The organism is Halomonas ventosae (genome assembly GCF_004363555.1).
Taxonomy (GTDB): domain Bacteria; phylum Pseudomonadota; class Gammaproteobacteria; order Pseudomonadales; family Halomonadaceae; genus Halomonas; species Halomonas ventosae.
Genome location: NZ_SNZJ01000004.1, coordinates 209,295 through 224,889 on the forward strand (window position 1 = coordinate 209,295; position 15,595 = coordinate 224,889).

Genomic DNA, 15,595 nt, shown 5'->3' on the forward strand with positions numbered 1-15,595 from the left:
TCATTCGCGGGGACGCGGCGGCTCGCCGATCTCCATGGCCCCGTCGTAACTCTCGCTCTCTTCCGGCAGGGTGAAGGAGACGCTGCCGCCGTCCAGCCAGGCGTTGACCTCCTCCACGGCCGGCACGTCCAGGGTCCCCGACTGCTGGCGCAGGCTGAGCAGGTTGATCACGTAGTCGTAGCGGGCGCTGGCATGGTCGGCGACGGCGTTGTAGAGGTTCTGTTCGGCGTTGAGCACGTCGACGATGTTGCGGGTGCCCACCTCGTAGCCGGCGCGGGTGGCGTCCAGGGCGCTCTGGTTGGAGACGATGGCCTGGGCGCGGGCCTCCACGGTGGAAACGTCGTTGCTGACCTGGGTGAAGCGTGACCGGACCTGCTGGACGGTATCGCGGCGCTGGGCCTCGAAGTCGTACTGGCTGGCCTCCAGCCGGTAGGTGTTCTGGCGGATGCTCGCCTGGGTACGGCCACCGGTATAGAGCGGCAGGGTGGCGCGCAGGCCGACCTGGCTGCCTGAGGTGTACCCCTCCAGGTCTTCGCGGTCGTCAGTGGAATAGTTGTAGAGGGCGAAGGCGTTGAGCGTCGGCAGGCGCTCACCACGGGCGATCTCGACACTGCTGCGCGAGACCTCGACGCCGGCCTCGCTGGCCAGCACCAGGGGGTTGTTCTCCATGGCCAGCTGCACCCAGTGGCTGCGATCGTCCGGGCTGGGCGGCTGGATGGGCACCTCTTCCTCCAGGGCATCGATGCTGGAGTAGCGCTGTCCGGTCAAGCGCTCCAGGACCTCGAAGCGCACCTGCAGGTCGCTTTCGGCGGCGATGCGGACCGCCCGGGCCTGGTCGAAGGCCGCCTTGGCCTCCTCCACCTCGGTGATTGCGATCAGCCCCACCTCGAACTGCTCCCGGGCCTGCTCCAGCTGGCGGCCGATGGCCCGCTCCTGGGCGCGCCGCGCCTCCAGCACCTCATAGGCGCGCAGGATCTCGAAGTAGGCCGAGGAGACGTCGATCAGCACCTGCTGCTCGGTGGCGGCCAGCTGGTAGGTCTGCTGGTCGATCTGGCGCTCGGCCTGCTCGACCTCGCGCGAGTTGACGGCATCGAACAGCGCCTGGGTGGCATCCAGCGTCAGGGCGGCACTGTTGTAGTTCTCCCCTCCCGCCCTTCTTGGCGTAAAGCCGCCTGTCTGGGACTCATACTGGCGGTTATGCGATACGTTGCCCGATGCACTGACCTGAGGCAGCAGGTCGCCGCGCTCCACGTCCCGCCCCGCCTCGACGCTGCCGGTCTGTGACCGGGCCGAGGCCAGCTCGGCATTGTTCTCCAGCGCGTCCCGGGTGATGGTCAACAGGTCGGCCGCCTGCAGGGGCGCGGCGAAGGCCGACGCGATCAGTGCCGGCAGCAGGGCACGACGAAGGGTGCGGTGACGGGTCATCGGGTCATCCTCGGTTTCTTTACAAATAGCTTTACATACATTTTCGCATGTTTCGTTGCCGAATCCACTGCCGTGCCGGCGGGAAATGTGGATCCTTGCCGAAACTCCCGGGAAATTCGGCTATGCTGCCATGCAGCATAGCCCACTGAGGGAGAACGCCCATGGACGCTCTGGAACTCGTCAGGGTGAGGGAGCTGGAGGTCGCCGTGCGCATCTGGCACCCCGAGGCACCGCGCACCGTCATCGCCTGGCACGGCCTGGCCCGCCACGGCGGGGACTTCGAGGACTTCGCCCGCGTGCTGGGCCCCGGCTGGCGGGTCCTGGCCCCGGACACGCCAGGACGCGGCCTGTCGAGCTGGTCGCTCTACCCCGCCCACGACTACCTCTACGCCCACTACATGAAGGTAGCAGTGGCGGTGCTCGACCACTTCGAGCTCGCGCAGGTGCCCTGGGTGGGCACCTCCATGGGCGGGCTGATCGGCATGCTGATGGCCGCCGAGCCCGAGACGGCATCGCGCATCGAGCGGCTGGTGCTCAACGACGTGGGCCCGGAACTCGACCCCGAGGGCCTGGCGAGCCTGGCCAGCTACTTCGGGGCGCCCCACCGCTTCTGCCGCTTCGGCGAGCTCGAGGCCGAGCTCAGGCGTCACTACACGGGCTTCGGCATCGAGGGCGACGATGCCTGGCGACGCCTCGCCCTGGGCAGCGCCCGGCGCCTGCCGGACGGCAGCTGGACCTACCACTACGATCCACGCATCGGCGAGCAATTCGTCCACGACACCCCCCGCGACACCTGGGCCGACTGGGCGGCGATCCGCTGCCCGCTGATGGTCGTGCGTGGCGCGGATTCGCCGCTGCTCAAGGCCGAGAGCGTGACCCGCATGGCCGAGGCGCAACCCGGCCTGGTCAGCCTCGAGGCGCCCGGCTGCGGGCACGCCCCGATGCTCGACCGGAGAAGCCAGGTCCGCCCCATCGCCGACTTCCTCGACCGGCCCCGCCGCCGCGTGCTGCCGGGCGCCGTCGGCGGCGCCCTGGCCTGGTGGCAGCGGGGGCTGCGCTGGCTGAAGGGGGCCGGCGCAGGTTGAGCTAATGTAAAGGCACGCGGGCTGATACCATCGGCCACCATGACGCACCCGAGATGCCATTGCCCATGACCGAGCCGGGCCACATCGACCAGCAGGACGGCCGCCTGGCCATCGCCGGGGACTGGACCCTGGTGCACTACGCGGCCCTGAAGCGTCAGGTCGAGCGCCTGGCGAAGGCCCGCGAGCCCTCCCCCGAAGGGGTCGACCTCGATGGGCTCGCCGCCCTGGATACCGCCGGCGCCGTGCTGCTGATGGAGCTGGTCGGCGCCGGGCCCCTCGCCGCCATCGACGACTGGGCCCCTGACCTGCCGGAGAGCCGCCGTGCCCTGCTGCGCACCCTGGGCGAGGCCATGGCCGACAACCGGCCGCCCGAAGTGCGCCCCGTCCGGCCGCTGCGGGATACCCTGGCGCGGACCGGCCAGCTCGTCGAGGGGCTCTGGCAGCAGCAGCGCCAGCTGCTCGGCTTCATCGGCCAGGTGCTCGCAACCCTCGCCGTCACCGCCTGGCGGCCGAGCCGCTGGCGCCTCACCTCGGTGGTCGCCCAGTTGCACCAGACGGGCCTCAACGCGCTGCCCATCGTCGCCCTGCTGACCTTCCTGGTAGGCGCCGTGGTGGCTTTCCTCGGCGCCACGGTGCTGCGCGACTTCGGCGCCACCATCTATACGGTCAACCTGGTCGCCTTCGCCTTCCTGCGCGAGTTCGGCGTGCTGCTCGCCGCCATCCTGCTCGCCGGCCGCACCGCCAGCGCCTTCACTGCGCAGCTCGGCGCCATGAAGGCCAACGAGGAGCTCGATGCCGTGCGCACCCTCGGCCTCGACCCCATCGAGCTGCTGGTGCTGCCGCGGGTGCTGGCAATGATGCTGACGCTGCCGATCCTCACCTTCGTGGGCATGCTCAGCGGCATGCTCGGCGGCGCCCTGGTCTGCCTGCTGGCGCTGGACATCTCGCTCTTCCAGTTCGTCGCCATCCTGCAGCGCGACATCCCGCTCGAGCACTTCCTGGTGGGCCTCTCCAAGGCGCCAATTTTCGCCTTCCTGGTCGCGGTGATCGGCTGCCTGGAGGGCTTCAAGGTCAGCGGCAGCGCCCAGTCGGTGGGCGAGCACACCACCTCGAGCGTGGTGCAGTCGATCTTCGTGGTGATCCTGCTGGATGCGGTGGCGGCGCTGTTCTTCATGGAGATGGGCTGGTGAGCGCGACACGGGCCTCGAGGGACGACACGCCGCTGATCCGGGTCCGCGGGCTGGCCAACCGCTTCGGAGCGCACAGCGTCCACCAGGAGCTGGACCTCGACCTCTACCCGGGGGAGATCCTCGGCGTGGTCGGCGGCTCGGGCACCGGCAAGTCGGTCCTGCTGCGCAGCATCGTCGGTCTGCTGCGGCCCAGCGCCGGGCAGATCGAGGTGTTCGGCGAGGACCTGCTCGGCCTCTCGGCCGGGGACCGCTCCCGCGTGGAGCGTCGCTTTGGGGTGCTCTTCCAGCGCGGAGCACTCTTCACCTCGCTGACCCTGCAGGAGAACGTCGCCCTGCCGCTGATCGAACACATCGGCCTCTCCCGTACCGACGCAGAGGCCCTGGCCCGGGTCAAGCTGGCGCTCGCCGGCCTGCCCGGGGAGGCCGCGATCAAGTATCCCGCCGAGCTCTCCGGTGGCATGATCAAGCGGGCAGCCCTGGCGCGCGCCCTGGCGCTCGACCCGGAGGTGCTGTTCCTCGACGAGCCGACGGCAGGCCTGGACCCGATCGGCGCGGCGGCCTTCGATCGACTGATCCTGACCCTGCGCGACGCCCTGGGGCTGAGCGTCTTCCTGGTCACCCACGACCTGGACACCCTCTATACCGCCTGCGACCGGGTGGCCGTGCTGTCGCGTGGCAGGGTGCTGGTCGCCGACCGCCTCGACGTCGTCGCGGCCACTGACGACGACTGGATTCACGACTATTTCCATGGCCCCCGAGGCCGCGCCGCCCATGAGGCGGCCCACCCGGTGGAGGAGCCCTGACAATGGAACCCCGCGCCCACCATGTGCTGATCGGGCTGTTCACGGTGATCACCCTGGGCAGCGCGCTGCTGTTCGCCCTGTGGCTCGGCAAGTCCAGCGTCGACCGCGACTACGACTGGTACGAGGTCGGCTTCAACCGGGCGGTCAGCGGGCTCTCCGAGGGCAATGCGGTCCAGTACAGCGGCATCGAGGTCGGGGACGTGGTCAGGCTGCGCCTCGACCCCCGGGACCCGCGCCAGGTCCGGGCGCTGATCCGCGTCTACAGCGATGTCCCGATCAAGCAGGACACCCGCGCCAGCCTTGCGCTGGCCAACATCACCGGGACCATGAACATCCAGCTCTCCGGCGGCACGCCCCGGAGCCCGCGCCTGCAGGGCAACCGCGCGGATCCCCCGCTGATCCAGGCCGAGCCCTCGCCGCTGAGCTCGCTGCTCTCCAACAGCGAGGAGCTCTTCGCCCAGGTGGACCGGTTGCTGACCAACGCCAACCGGCTGCTCTCCGAGGAGAACGCCGAGAGCCTGACGCGCACCCTGGGCAACCTGGAGGTCGTCTCTCGGTCGCTGGTCGACCAGCGCGATGCCCTCGGCGAAGCCATGGCGCGCTTCGGGCAGGTCGGCGAGCAGCTCGAGGCCTCTCTCGAGAGCGTCAGCACCCTGGGCGAGACAGCCAACGGGCTGCTCGACGAGGAAGGGCGCGCAACCCTGCAGAGTGCCCGGCGCGCCATGCAGTCGCTGGAGGCCACTACCGCACGGCTGGACGGCCTGACCGCCCGCCACGAGGGTTCCCTGGCGCGGGGCCTGCAGGGTGTTGGCGAGCTCGACCCGGCCATGCGCGAACTGCACGCCGCGCTGCGCGCCCTGAACCGGCTGGTGCGCCGCATCGAGGAAAACCCGGCCGATGCCCTGCTGGGGCGCGACGCGATCCAGGAGTTCACCCCATGACCCTGCGTTTCCCGCCACGCCTTGCCAGGGCCCTGCCGACCCTGCTGATGGCCATGCTGCTCGCGGGCTGCAGCCTGCTTCCCGACCAGGAGCCGGTGCGCCTCTTCACACTGCCCGAACCATCGCTGTCAGCGTCTCATGAGGCCAGCCGCGACCTGACCCTGCGGGTCGACACCCCCAGCGCCGTGGCGCCGCTGGATGGCCGACGCCTGCTGGTCATGCCCTCCCCCGGGGAGTTCCAGGCCTATGCCGGGGCACGCTGGAGCGACGATGCCCCGCGGCTGTTGCGCGACCACCTGATCGCGGCCTTGCGTCGCGACGGCCGCCTGGCCGCGGTGGTAGACGACGCCAGCCGGGCACGCAGCGATGCCACCCTGACGAGCCACCTGGGCGGCTTCCACAGCCGCTACCGCGAGGGCGCGCCCGAGGTGGTGCTGCGCCTAGAGGTCCAGCTGCTCGACGAGGCCAGCCGCGAGGTACTGGCCAGCCGCCGCCTCGAGGTCGTGGTGGCAAGCGACGGCGACAGCCTCGACGCCGTGGTCGCGGCCTTCGCTCGCGCCGCCGACCGACTCGCCGTCGAGCTGGTCGAGTGGACACTGTCGCGGATGGCCAGCGGCACGCCCTGAGAGGCCATGGGCCTCAGGATGCCCGGTAGTCGCGGGGATCGATCCGCCACGCCTTGAGGCGCGAACGCAGGGTCGTCGGCCTGAGCTCCAGGAGCTCGGCGGCCCCGCCCTGACCCGACACCTTGCCCGCGCAGGCGCGCAGGGCCGCCACCGCACTCGCGCGCTGACGGCGGAGCAGCTCAGGCTCGGTAAGCAACGTTGCCTCGTGCTCCTCCGCCAGGGGTCCCGACACGCTGGCCCCCTCCCCCTCTGGCGTGGCCGGCACCGCCGCGTCGGGTGCCAGCAGGTCGTCGAAGGCCAGCCGCTGCCCCTGGGCAACGATGACCTGTCGCTCGATCACGTTCTCCAGCTCGCGAATGTTGCCCGGCCAGGGATAGCGCTTGAGCACCTCCAGCTGGGCGGGCGGAAGACGCACCCCCGGCTTGTTGAACTTCTGGCAGGCGCGCACCAGAAAGTGCCGCGCCAGCAGGGGCACGTCCTCGATCCTGTCCCGCAGCGGCACCGAGACGATGGGAAAGACATTGAGTCGGAAGTAGAGGTCCTCACGAAACGCCCCCACCGCGACCATCTCGCGCAGCTCGCGGTTGGTGGCCGCGATCACCCGCACATCGACCTCGCGGGTGCGGTTCTCGCCCACGCGCTCGAACTGCTGGTCCTGCAGCACTCGCAGCAGCTTGCTCTGCAGTTCCAGCGGGATCTCGCCCACCTCGTCGAGAAACAGCGTGCCGCCATCGGCCAGTTCGAAGCGCCCGGGGCGGTCGCTGGTCGCCCCGGTGAAGGCTCCCTTCACGTGACCGAAGAACTCGCTCTCGAACAGGTCGCGGGGAATCGCCGCACAGTTGACGCGAATCAGCGGACGATCGCTGCGCGTGCCGCCGGCATGGATGGCGCGGGCGATCAGCTCCTTGCCGGTGCCCGATTCGCCGCTGATCAGCACGTTGGCATCGGTGGACGCCACCAGCGCGATCTGCTGGGTCAGCTGGGCCACGGCGGCACTCTCGCCGACGATCTCCCGGTGGTTGAGCTCCGACTTGATCTCCTCCTGCAGGTACTGGTTCTCGAGCTCGAGCCGCCGCTTGAGCGACCCCACCTCGGCCAGCGCATCACGCAGCTGCTGTTCGGCCCGCTTGCGTTCGCGGATATCGCGAAACAGCACCACCGCGCCCACCAGGCGCCCCATCTCGAAGATCGGGGTGCTGGTGTACTCCACCGGGATCGCCTCGCCGTTCTTGTGCCAGAACACCTCGTCATCGACGCGGTGCACCTGGCCATCGCTGAACGAGGCATGAATCGGGCACTGCTGCACCGGAAAGTGGCTGCCGTCGGCCTGGGTGTGGTGAAACAGCTGGTGGGCACCGTGGCCGACCATGTCCTCGCTGCTCCAGCCGAGGATGCGCTCGGCCGCGGGGTTGACGAAGGTGGTGCGCCCTTCGGCGTCCAGGCCGTAGATGCCCTCACCCGCCGCCCCGAGGATCAGCTGGTTCTGGCGCTCGATACGCTCGAAGACCTGCTCGACACGCTCCCATCCCACCTGGCCGCGGCGGTGCTGGCGGCGCAGCTCGGCCCGGGCGCGCCGCTGCTCCGCCTTCTGGCGGTCGACCAGGGTCAGCAGCAGCCCCGCATCGAGCACCTGGGCCTGCACCTCCACATGGCGAGGCTGACGCTTGAGGTCGAGGATCACCAGGTCATCCGACCAGGCCGTCGAGCGGGTCAGTGCCTCGTCGGTGAAGCAGACCCACAGCGGCAGGGAGGCCCCCAGGAAATGGCTGAAGGGGCACGCGACCAGGGCTGGGGCCTCGCCGCCCAGCAGGCGACAGGCGGCCTCGTTGGCCGAGACCAGCCGGTCGGCCAGGGGGTCGACCACCACCAGCGCCTGGGGTGCCCGGGCAAACACCTGTTGGGACAACGGCAGTGTGGCGACAACGGTAGTGGGCATGCGGCGCTCCTCGGCAGGCGATGTCTCCTCAACATACAAACGCCGGGCCAATGGCGAAAAATCGTCATTCTTTCAACGAGATCTCGTGATTGGCGAGATCTCGTCACGAGCGGCCCGGATGAGCATGCCCCACTTAGAATCCTACAACTCACTGTTCTATAAAGCATTTTCCTATAAAGCGGCGTAATGGCACGCGCTTCGCAATCCTCCGAGAGACCACACGCGCTGCGCCGAGCATGCACCCCGCTGGCGCAAGAGCCCCCTTCCACAGCACGAGCGACGTGACATGACCATGAACAACGATCACAACAGTCTGGGTAATCCCTTCGACCACCGCCAATCGCTGATCCATGGACGGCACTGCGACTGCCAGGCGTGCACCGATGACGCGCGGCCAACCTCCAACTCCCGGCCTTCCCCCGCCTCGCCAGAGGCGGCATCGGCCGCCCCCGGGGCAACGCCACAGGACCAGGAGGCGATGCTGGACCGCATGGTGGAGAGCACACTGGTGCGCGGCATCTTCGGCCACAGCGACATGCATCGTCGCCAGTTCATGAAGCTGGTCGGCGGCGGCACCGCGGCCGCGGCCCTGGCGAGCTTCCTGCCCATGGAGGCGATCAAGGCGGCGGTCAAGGAGGACATGGGGCCCCTGGAGAAGACCAGGCTCAACGTCGGCTTCGTGCCGATCACCTGTGCGACCCCGATCATCATGGCGCATCCCATGGGCTTCTATGAGCGCTATGGCCTGGATGTCTCGGTGATCAAGACCGCCGGCTGGGCCGTGGCCCGCGACAAGTCATTGAACCGCGAGTATGACGCGGCCCACATGCTGACCCCGATGCCCCTGGCCATGACCCTGGGCGCCGGCTCTACCCCCGAGCCCTACATCATGCCGGCCGTCGAGAACATCAACGGCCAGGCGATCGTGCTGCACAACGACCACAAGGAGAAGCGCGATCCCAAGCAGTGGAAGGGCTTCATCTTCGGCGTGCCGTTCGAGTACTCGATGCACAACTTCCTGCTGCGCTACTACGTGGCCGAGCACGGCCTCGATCCCGACCAGGACATCCAGATCCGGGTGATCCCGCCCCCCGAGATGGTCGCCAACCTGCGCGCCGGCAACATCGACGGCTTCCTGTCGCCAGACCCCTTCAACCAGCGCGCCGTATACGAGCGCATCGGCTTCATCCACCTGCTCACCAAGGAGATCTGGGAGGGCCACCCGTGCTGCGCCTTCGCCACCAGCCAGGCGTTCGCCACCGAGAATCCCAACACCTACGGGGCCCTGCTGCGCTCCATCATCGATGCAACCCAGTACTCGTCGAAGCAGGAGAACCGCAAGGAGATCGCCGCCGCGATCGCCCCGACCAACTACCTGAACCAGCCGGTGACGGTGATCGAGCAGGTGCTGACCGGGACCTACGCCGATGGCCTGGGCGGGGTCCAGAGGGTCCCGGATCGCATCGACTTCGACCCCTTCCCCTGGCACTCGATGGCGGTGTGGATCCTTACCCAGATGAAGCGCTGGGGCTACATCGAGGGCGACGTCAACTACCAGCAGATCGCCGAGCAGGTCTACCTGGCGAGCGATGCCGGGAAGGTCATGAGGGAGCTGGGCTACGACGCCCCGGACGAGGCCAGCCGCAACTACGAGATCATGGGCAAGACCTTCGACTACACCCAGCCCGAAGCCTACGTGAAGAGCTTCGCGATCGGGAGGGGGTGACATGGACCGCACAACCACCGAGTGGAATCTCAGTCTCAACATGCGGGCCACCCTGGTGGCCCTGGTGCTGCTGGTCGTCGGGCTGGGGCTCTGGGAGGGACTCAACCAGGTCCCCAGCGGTGGCAACACCGCCGAGATGACCGAGTACGAGAAACTGATGGGCGGCGTCGAGGACACCGCCCGGGTGCCGCCGCCCTCGGACGTCATCGAGCGCGCCTGGCAGGAGCTCTCCAATCCCTTCTACGACGCCGGTCCCAACGACAAGGGCATCGGCATCCAGCTGGGGTACTCCCTCTACCGGGTGCTCACCGGCTACCTGCTGGCGGCTGCCGTCGCCATCCCGGTGGGCTTCCTGATCGGCATGTCGCCGCTGATGTATCGGGCGCTGAACCCCTTCATCCAGGTGCTGAAACCGATCTCGCCCCTGGCCTGGATGCCCCTGGCGCTGTTCATCATCCGCGACTCCGAGGCGTCGGCGATCTTCGTGATCTTCATCTGCTCGATCTGGCCGATGCTGATCAACACCGCCTTCGGCGTGGCCGGCGTGCGCGAGGACTGGGTCAACGTGGCCCGCACCCATGAGCTCTCGCCGCTGAAGACCGCCTTCAAGGTCATCCTGCCCGCCGCGGCCCCGACCATCCTCACCGGCATGCGCATCTCGATCGGCATCGCCTGGCTGGTGATCGTCGCCGCCGAGATGCTCGTCGGCGGCACCGGCATCGGCTACTACGTCTGGAACGAGTGGAACAACCTGGACCTGACCAGCGTGATCTTCTCGATCCTGATGATCGGGGTGGTCGGCATGCTGCTCGACATGTGCCTGGCCACGGTCTCGCGCCTGGTGACCTATGAGGAGTAACCCCGGAGGAATTGCCCCATGAGCCAACATTTCGTACAAGTCCAGCAGGCCAGCAAGCGCTTCCCCCAGGGGCGTGGCCAGGACGACCTGACCGTCTTCGAGAACGTCAACTTCAACCTCGAGAAGGGCGAGTTCGTGTGCATCATCGGCCACTCGGGGTGCGGCAAGTCGACCATCCTCAATGCCCTGGCCGGCCTCGACCAGTTCACCGATGGCGGGCTGATCATGGAGGGCCATGAGGTCACCGGTCCCGGACTCGAGCGCGGGGTGGTCTTCCAGAACTACAGCCTGCTGCCCTGGCTCACCGCCCTGGAGAACGTCAAGTTCGGCGTGCGCGCGCGCTGGAAGGAGTGGCCCCCTGCCCAGGTGGACGAGCACAGCCGGGACTACCTGAGCATGGTCGGCCTCGACGACGTCATCGACCGCAAGCCCTCGCAGCTCTCGGGCGGCATGCGCCAGCGCGTCAGCATCGCGCGGACCTTCGCCACCAAGCCCAAGCTGCTGCTGCTCGACGAGCCCTTCGGGGCGCTGGACGCCCTGACCCGCGGGGTGATCCAGGACGAGCTGATCAAGATCTGGGGCCGCGATCGCCAGACGGTGTTCATGATCACCCATGACGTCGACGAGGCCATCCTGCTGGCCGACCGCATCCTGCTGATGACCAACGGGCCCGAGGCCCGCATCGCCGAGGCAGTGGAGATCGACCTGCCCCGCCCGCGCAGCCGGGCCGAGGTCGTCAAGCATCCCCACTACTACAGGATCCGCAACTACCTGATCGACTTCCTGGTGAATCGGTCAAGCACGCTGCGTACCGCCGACATCGACGGGCGTGGGCTGTCCTATCCCCAGTCCATCAACCCCGCCAGGGCGGACGCCGACTCCCCGACGCCCGACGAGGGCGACCCTGCCAACCACAAACTGGTGAACTTCACTCCCAAGGAGACCCATCATGGATAAGCTCGAGATGCGCCACACCCTGCTCGCCGCCAAGGCCCGCAAGCAACTGACCTGGGAAGAGATCGGCAAGAGCATCGGCATGTCGCCGGTGTGGGTGGCGTCGGCCTGCTACGGCATGAACAGCGCCACCCCGGAGGCCGCCCAGAAGATCTGCCAGGTGCTGGACGCCGAGCCGGACGTCGCCGCCGCCCTGGAGGCCTTCCCCACCAAGGCCTGGGACGAGGCCATCCCCCAGGACCCGCTGATCTACCGCCTCTACGAGGTGGTGGGCGTCTACGGCGAGACCCTCAAGGACGTGATCCAGGAGAAGTTCGGCGACGGCATCATGAGCGCCATCGACTTCACCATGGAGGTCGACAAGGTCGAGGACCCCAAGGGCGATCGCGTCCTGCTGACCCTCAACGGCAAGTTCCTGCCCTACAAGGCCTGGTGAGTCAGCCGGCTTCCGCCTCGAGCCTTCCCAGCGTGCGCTCCACGGCCCCCCGGTAGCCGCCGCCGAACATCAGCAGGTGGTTCAGCAGCGGATACAGCTGGAACAGGGCTTCCCGCCTCGGCCAATCGCCGGGGCGGTGTCCGTTCCAGTAGGCCTCGAAGAACGCCTCGCCCGGCGAGCCGAACAGCGTCAGCATGGCCAGGTCCACCTCCGGGAAGTGGCGATAGACCGCCGGGTCGATGATCGCCGGCCCCCGGGTCGTGAAGAGCACATTGCCCGACCACAGGTCACCATGCACCAGGCTCGCCGGGACGTCCGGCAGCCAGGCCTCCAGGCCATGGGCGATGGCCTCCACACGAGCGCGCAACCGAGCATCCATCAGGCCTCGCGCCTGGCAGGCATCCACCAGGGGCAGCAGGCGGCGCTCGCGCTGGAAGGCGCGGCCGTCGGGCAGCGGCGCGTTGGGCTGGGGCGTGCGCCCGCAGGCATTGTCGCGCGGCCAGCCGTGGGCGTCCCCGGTCACCGCATGGAGCCGGCGCAGCCCCTCCCCCAGGCTCGCCTCGTCGCGGCGTGAACGCCCCGTCTCCAGCGCCTCCATCACCAGCCAGCCCTCCCCCTCGGCCAGCACCTCGGGCACGACCAGCCCGCTGCCGGCCTCGCGCAACGCCCGCAGGCCGTCGGCCTCGCCGGCCAGCCGCTCGGGGGCGTCCTGCTTGACCACCACCTCGCCCTGGTCGGTCGCCAGGCGGAAGACCTCGGCGATATCGCCGCCCCCGAGGGGCTGCGGCTCGCCCCGCGGCGTCAGTCCGGCAGCCGACAGCAGCGAGGCAAGAGTCTCGTCGATCGACATGTGGCAAGGCTCCCTTGATTCGCTGCCATGAGGGTCGCCAGTCCGCTCGGCACTGTCAAAAACGGGACAAAAAAAGACCGCCCGGAGGCGGCCAGAAGGGGGCATTCAAGCAAGTGACAGGGTGGTGACCCCGGTCGGGACGCCGGGATCACTCGGGCATCAGCACGCCGTCGATCACGTGGATGACGCCATTGCTGGCCTCGATGTCGGCCTGGACCACGGTGGCATCATTGATCATCACGCTGCCGTCCATGGTGGTGATGGTGATGTCCTGGCCCTGCACGGTGGTGGCGCTGTCGGCCGCCATGGCGTCCTCGGCCATGATCTTGCCGGGCACCACGTGGTAGGTGAGGATCGCCTGGAGCTGCTCCTGGTTCTCCGGCTCGAGCAGGGACTCCACGGTGCCATCCGGGAGCGCGGCGAAGGCCTCGTCGGTCGGGGCGAAGACGGTGAAGGGACCCTCGCCCTTGAGGGTCTCGACCAGGCCAGCCGCCTCGACCGCGGCCACCAGGGTCTCGAACTGGCCCGCACCCGCTGCGGTGTCGACGATGTCCTTCTTCATGCCGTGGTTGTCGGCCTGGACGCTGCCGGCGAACATCAGGCCCAGCATGCCGGCGCCGATGAACTGGGAAACGGGAGTGGTGAAGGTCTTCATGGGGCACTCTTCCTCTTTGGCTGACCCCGGCCGCGGAGCGACCGGTGGGTTGCGAAGCTTCAGGTCTGTGGCCCTTCTCGGCCTCGACCTATACACAAGCTAGACTCTGTACAGCTATTGGACAAGTATTATTTTCCCCATCGTCTGCAGGAGCCTCCACCCGCCACATGCGCCGAGCAGGAAAGGTAGCGTCACGGGCTGACCTCGGCGTCGTGATATGGCACAACGGCAGGACGTTCATTCAGGTGAGAGGAGTCGAGACCATGTACAAGTTGGCCTTCTTCGTGCCCGTGGCAGAGGCCGAGGCCGTCAAGGAAGCGGTCTTCGCCACCGGGGCGGGACGCATCGGCGACTACGAGGCGTGCTGCTTCCAGACCCGCGGCACCGGACAGTTCCGGCCGCTGGAGGGCGCCGACCCGCACATCGGGCGGGTAGGCGACCTGGAGCAGGTGGAGGAGCTGAAGGTGGAGCTGGTCTGCGAGGATGCGCTGATCGATAAGGCGCTGGCCGCCCTGAAGAGCGCCCACCCCTATGAGGAGCCGGCCTTCGACGTCTGGCGACTGGCGGACCTGTGATCGCCCTGGTCGATATAGCGCCGGATCGCCGCCCGCGGCCCACGGGCCTCGATCACTGCCAGCCAGTCGGCGAAGGCCCTCCGCAGTCCGGGGGACTCGGCCAGGTCATGGAACACCTCCCGGATCCCCAGAAAGGCCCAGGGCACCCTGGCGGCCTCCCGTGCCCCCGCCCTCAGGCGTGACGACAGGGGGTCGGCGAGCGGCGGCATCCCCGGCGTGTCGTCGGCCACTCGGCAATAGTGGCACCACAGCGCCAGCTCGAGGACCAGGCCCGCCACGGGCAGGCCACGGCCGAGGGCGTCGCGGAGTGCCGGCAGGATGAACTTGGGCTGTCGCGCCGAGCCGTTGGCACAGAGCCGCGAGACGGTGTCGCCCATCTCGGGGTTGCACAGACGCTCGACGATCCTCGTGCGGTACGCGCGGTAGTCCAGGCCCTCGACCGGCCGGAGCACGGGGAGGATCTCGCGCTCCTGAAGCGCGCCCAGCCAGTCGCGGATGTCCGGGTCGCCCATGGCCGCGTGCACCTGCCGATAGCCCAGCAGGGCCGCCACATAGGCGATGCTGGCGTGACCGGCGTTGAGGAGGCGCAGCTTCATCGTCTCATGGCCCGAGACCTCGTCGACGAACTCGACGCCGACTCGCTCCAGCGGCGGACGACCGGCACAGAACCGATCCTCCACCACCCACTGGCGAAAGGGCTCGCACACCACCGGGGCGGCATCCTCGATGCCGAAGCGGCGGCTGACCAGCTCACGCTCGCGGGCAGTGGTGCTCGGCGTGATGCAGTCGACCATGGCGTTGGGAAAGCTCACCTCCCGCCGGATCCAGGTGGCAAGGTCGCGGTCGACCCGCTCGGCGAGGCCGACCACCACGCTGCGCGTCACCTCACCGTTGCCGGGCAGGTTGTCGCAGGAGAGCACCGTGAAGGGCCCAAGCCCCCTGGCCCGACGCTCGGCCAGCGCCTTGACCAGCATGCCGAAGAGGGTACCGGGGCGCCGCGGTTCAGAGGCGTCAGCGAGGATCCGCGGATGGGTCGCGTCGAAGCGGCCGGTGGCAGGATCGAGGAAGTAGCCCCCCTCGGTGATGGTCAGCGTGACGATGCGCACGCCGGGGTCGACCAGGGCCCTGACGATGGCCGCCGAGGCCACGGGCACGAAGTCGACCATGGCCCCCACCACCCGCGCCGAGCTCCCCTCGGGGTGGAGGTCGACCACCGTGGAGAGCCAGTCCTGTCTGTGCAGGCGTCGGCGCATCCGCACATCGGCCGGCATCACGCCGGCGCCGATGACCGCCCAGTCGAGGGCCTCGCCCCGCGTGAAGAGGCGATCCAGATAGGACGCCATGTGCGAACGGTGGAAGTTGCCCAGGCCGATATGCAGGACCCCGGGGCGCAGCCGGCGACGGTCATAGGCCGGCACCCCGACGTCCTGGCCGAGGGCGGCAAGGGTCTGCTGCGAGAGTGGCAGCGCCATGGGATCTCCTCCTGACCCTGCAGCGGGTCGGGCGACGTCGGTCGCTGTCATTATCCGCACAT

The 15,595-nt window shown here is 68.6% G+C and carries 15 protein-coding genes; 10 read left to right on the forward strand and 5 right to left on the reverse strand.

Annotation, left to right across the window (positions count from 1 at the left end; genetic code table 11):
* Positions 1–1,425, reverse strand: coding sequence for a TolC family outer membrane protein (locus DFP85_RS05045; RefSeq protein ID WP_133635206.1), 1,425 nt, complete (start codon positions 1,423–1,425; stop codon positions 1–3).
* A 161-nt stretch (positions 1,426–1,586) separates the two neighbouring features.
* Between DFP85_RS05045 and DFP85_RS05050 the strand changes: the two genes are divergently transcribed.
* The 5 genes from DFP85_RS05050 to DFP85_RS05070 all read left to right on the forward strand — a co-directional run bounded on the left by DFP85_RS05050 (position 1,587) and on the right by DFP85_RS05070 (position 6,070).
* On the forward strand, positions 1,587–2,510 hold the full coding sequence (locus DFP85_RS05050; RefSeq protein ID WP_133635207.1) for an alpha/beta fold hydrolase: 924 nt from the start codon (positions 1,587–1,589) through the stop codon (positions 2,508–2,510).
* 65 nt (positions 2,511–2,575) lie between these two features.
* Positions 2,576–3,700, forward strand: a complete 1,125-nt coding sequence (locus DFP85_RS05055) for an ABC transporter permease (protein WP_243737205.1) — start codon at positions 2,576–2,578, stop codon at positions 3,698–3,700.
* Positions 3,694–4,503, forward strand: coding sequence for an ABC transporter ATP-binding protein (locus DFP85_RS05060; protein WP_424955078.1), 810 nt, complete (start codon positions 3,694–3,696; stop codon positions 4,501–4,503). The genes DFP85_RS05055 and DFP85_RS05060 overlap by 7 nt, the downstream gene beginning before the upstream one ends.
* Positions 4,504–4,505: 2 nt before the next feature.
* The gene (locus tag DFP85_RS05065; RefSeq protein ID WP_133635209.1) at positions 4,506–5,444 is read left to right on the forward strand and encodes an MlaD family protein; all 939 of its coding nucleotides are present in this window, start codon (positions 4,506–4,508) and stop codon (positions 5,442–5,444) included.
* Positions 5,441–6,070 (forward strand): ABC-type transport auxiliary lipoprotein family protein, encoded by a 630-nt coding sequence (locus DFP85_RS05070; RefSeq protein WP_133635210.1) that lies wholly within the window; start codon positions 5,441–5,443, stop codon positions 6,068–6,070. The genes DFP85_RS05065 and DFP85_RS05070 overlap by 4 nt, the downstream gene beginning before the upstream one ends.
* Before the next feature lie 13 nt (positions 6,071–6,083).
* Here the strand turns inward: DFP85_RS05070 and DFP85_RS05075 are convergent, their stop codons facing one another.
* Positions 6,084–8,006: a sigma 54-interacting transcriptional regulator gene (locus DFP85_RS05075; RefSeq protein ID WP_133635211.1), complete on the reverse strand. Its 1,923-nt coding sequence runs from the start codon at positions 8,004–8,006 to the stop codon at positions 6,084–6,086.
* 286 nt (positions 8,007–8,292) lie between these two features.
* On the opposite strand from DFP85_RS05075, the gene DFP85_RS05080 reads away from it, so the two are divergent.
* Genes DFP85_RS05080 through cynS form a run of 4 tightly spaced genes read left to right on the forward strand, consistent with a single transcriptional unit; the run spans position 8,293 to position 11,981 of the window.
* Positions 8,293–9,732 (forward strand): CmpA/NrtA family ABC transporter substrate-binding protein, encoded by a 1,440-nt coding sequence (locus DFP85_RS05080; protein ID WP_133635212.1) that lies wholly within the window; start codon positions 8,293–8,295, stop codon positions 9,730–9,732.
* 1 nt (position 9,733) lies between these two features.
* Entirely contained in the window at positions 9,734–10,591 is an 858-nt protein-coding gene (ntrB, locus tag DFP85_RS05085) for a nitrate ABC transporter permease (protein WP_133635213.1), read from the forward strand.
* An 18-nt stretch (positions 10,592–10,609) separates the two neighbouring features.
* On the forward strand, positions 10,610–11,548 hold the full coding sequence (locus DFP85_RS05090; RefSeq protein WP_133635214.1) for an ABC transporter ATP-binding protein: 939 nt from the start codon (positions 10,610–10,612) through the stop codon (positions 11,546–11,548).
* Positions 11,541–11,981: a cyanase gene (cynS, locus tag DFP85_RS05095; RefSeq protein ID WP_133635215.1), complete on the forward strand. Its 441-nt coding sequence runs from the start codon at positions 11,541–11,543 to the stop codon at positions 11,979–11,981. Before DFP85_RS05090 ends, cynS begins: the two co-directional genes overlap by 8 nt.
* A 1-nt stretch (position 11,982) precedes the next feature.
* On the opposite strand, the gene DFP85_RS05100 is transcribed toward cynS, so the two are convergent.
* On the reverse strand, positions 11,983–12,825 hold the full coding sequence (locus DFP85_RS05100; protein WP_133635266.1) for a fructosamine kinase family protein: 843 nt from the start codon (positions 12,823–12,825) through the stop codon (positions 11,983–11,985).
* Positions 12,826–12,979: 154 nt separating this feature from the next.
* Positions 12,980–13,486 carry a fasciclin domain-containing protein gene (locus DFP85_RS05105; RefSeq protein ID WP_133635216.1) on the reverse strand — a complete coding sequence of 169 codons (507 nt, stop codon included), beginning with the start codon at positions 13,484–13,486 and terminating at the stop codon, positions 12,980–12,982.
* A gap of 263 nt (positions 13,487–13,749) precedes the next feature.
* Between DFP85_RS05105 and DFP85_RS05110 the strand changes: the two genes are divergently transcribed.
* The gene (locus DFP85_RS05110; protein ID WP_133635217.1) at positions 13,750–14,061 is read left to right on the forward strand and encodes a YqfO family protein; all 312 of its coding nucleotides are present in this window, start codon (positions 13,750–13,752) and stop codon (positions 14,059–14,061) included.
* Here DFP85_RS05110 and DFP85_RS05115 read toward each other — a convergent pair.
* Positions 14,016–15,533, reverse strand: coding sequence for a mannitol dehydrogenase family protein (locus tag DFP85_RS05115; RefSeq protein WP_133635218.1), 1,518 nt, complete (start codon positions 15,531–15,533; stop codon positions 14,016–14,018). The genes DFP85_RS05110 and DFP85_RS05115 overlap by 46 nt on opposite strands.
* Positions 15,534–15,595: the final 62 nt, after the last annotated feature.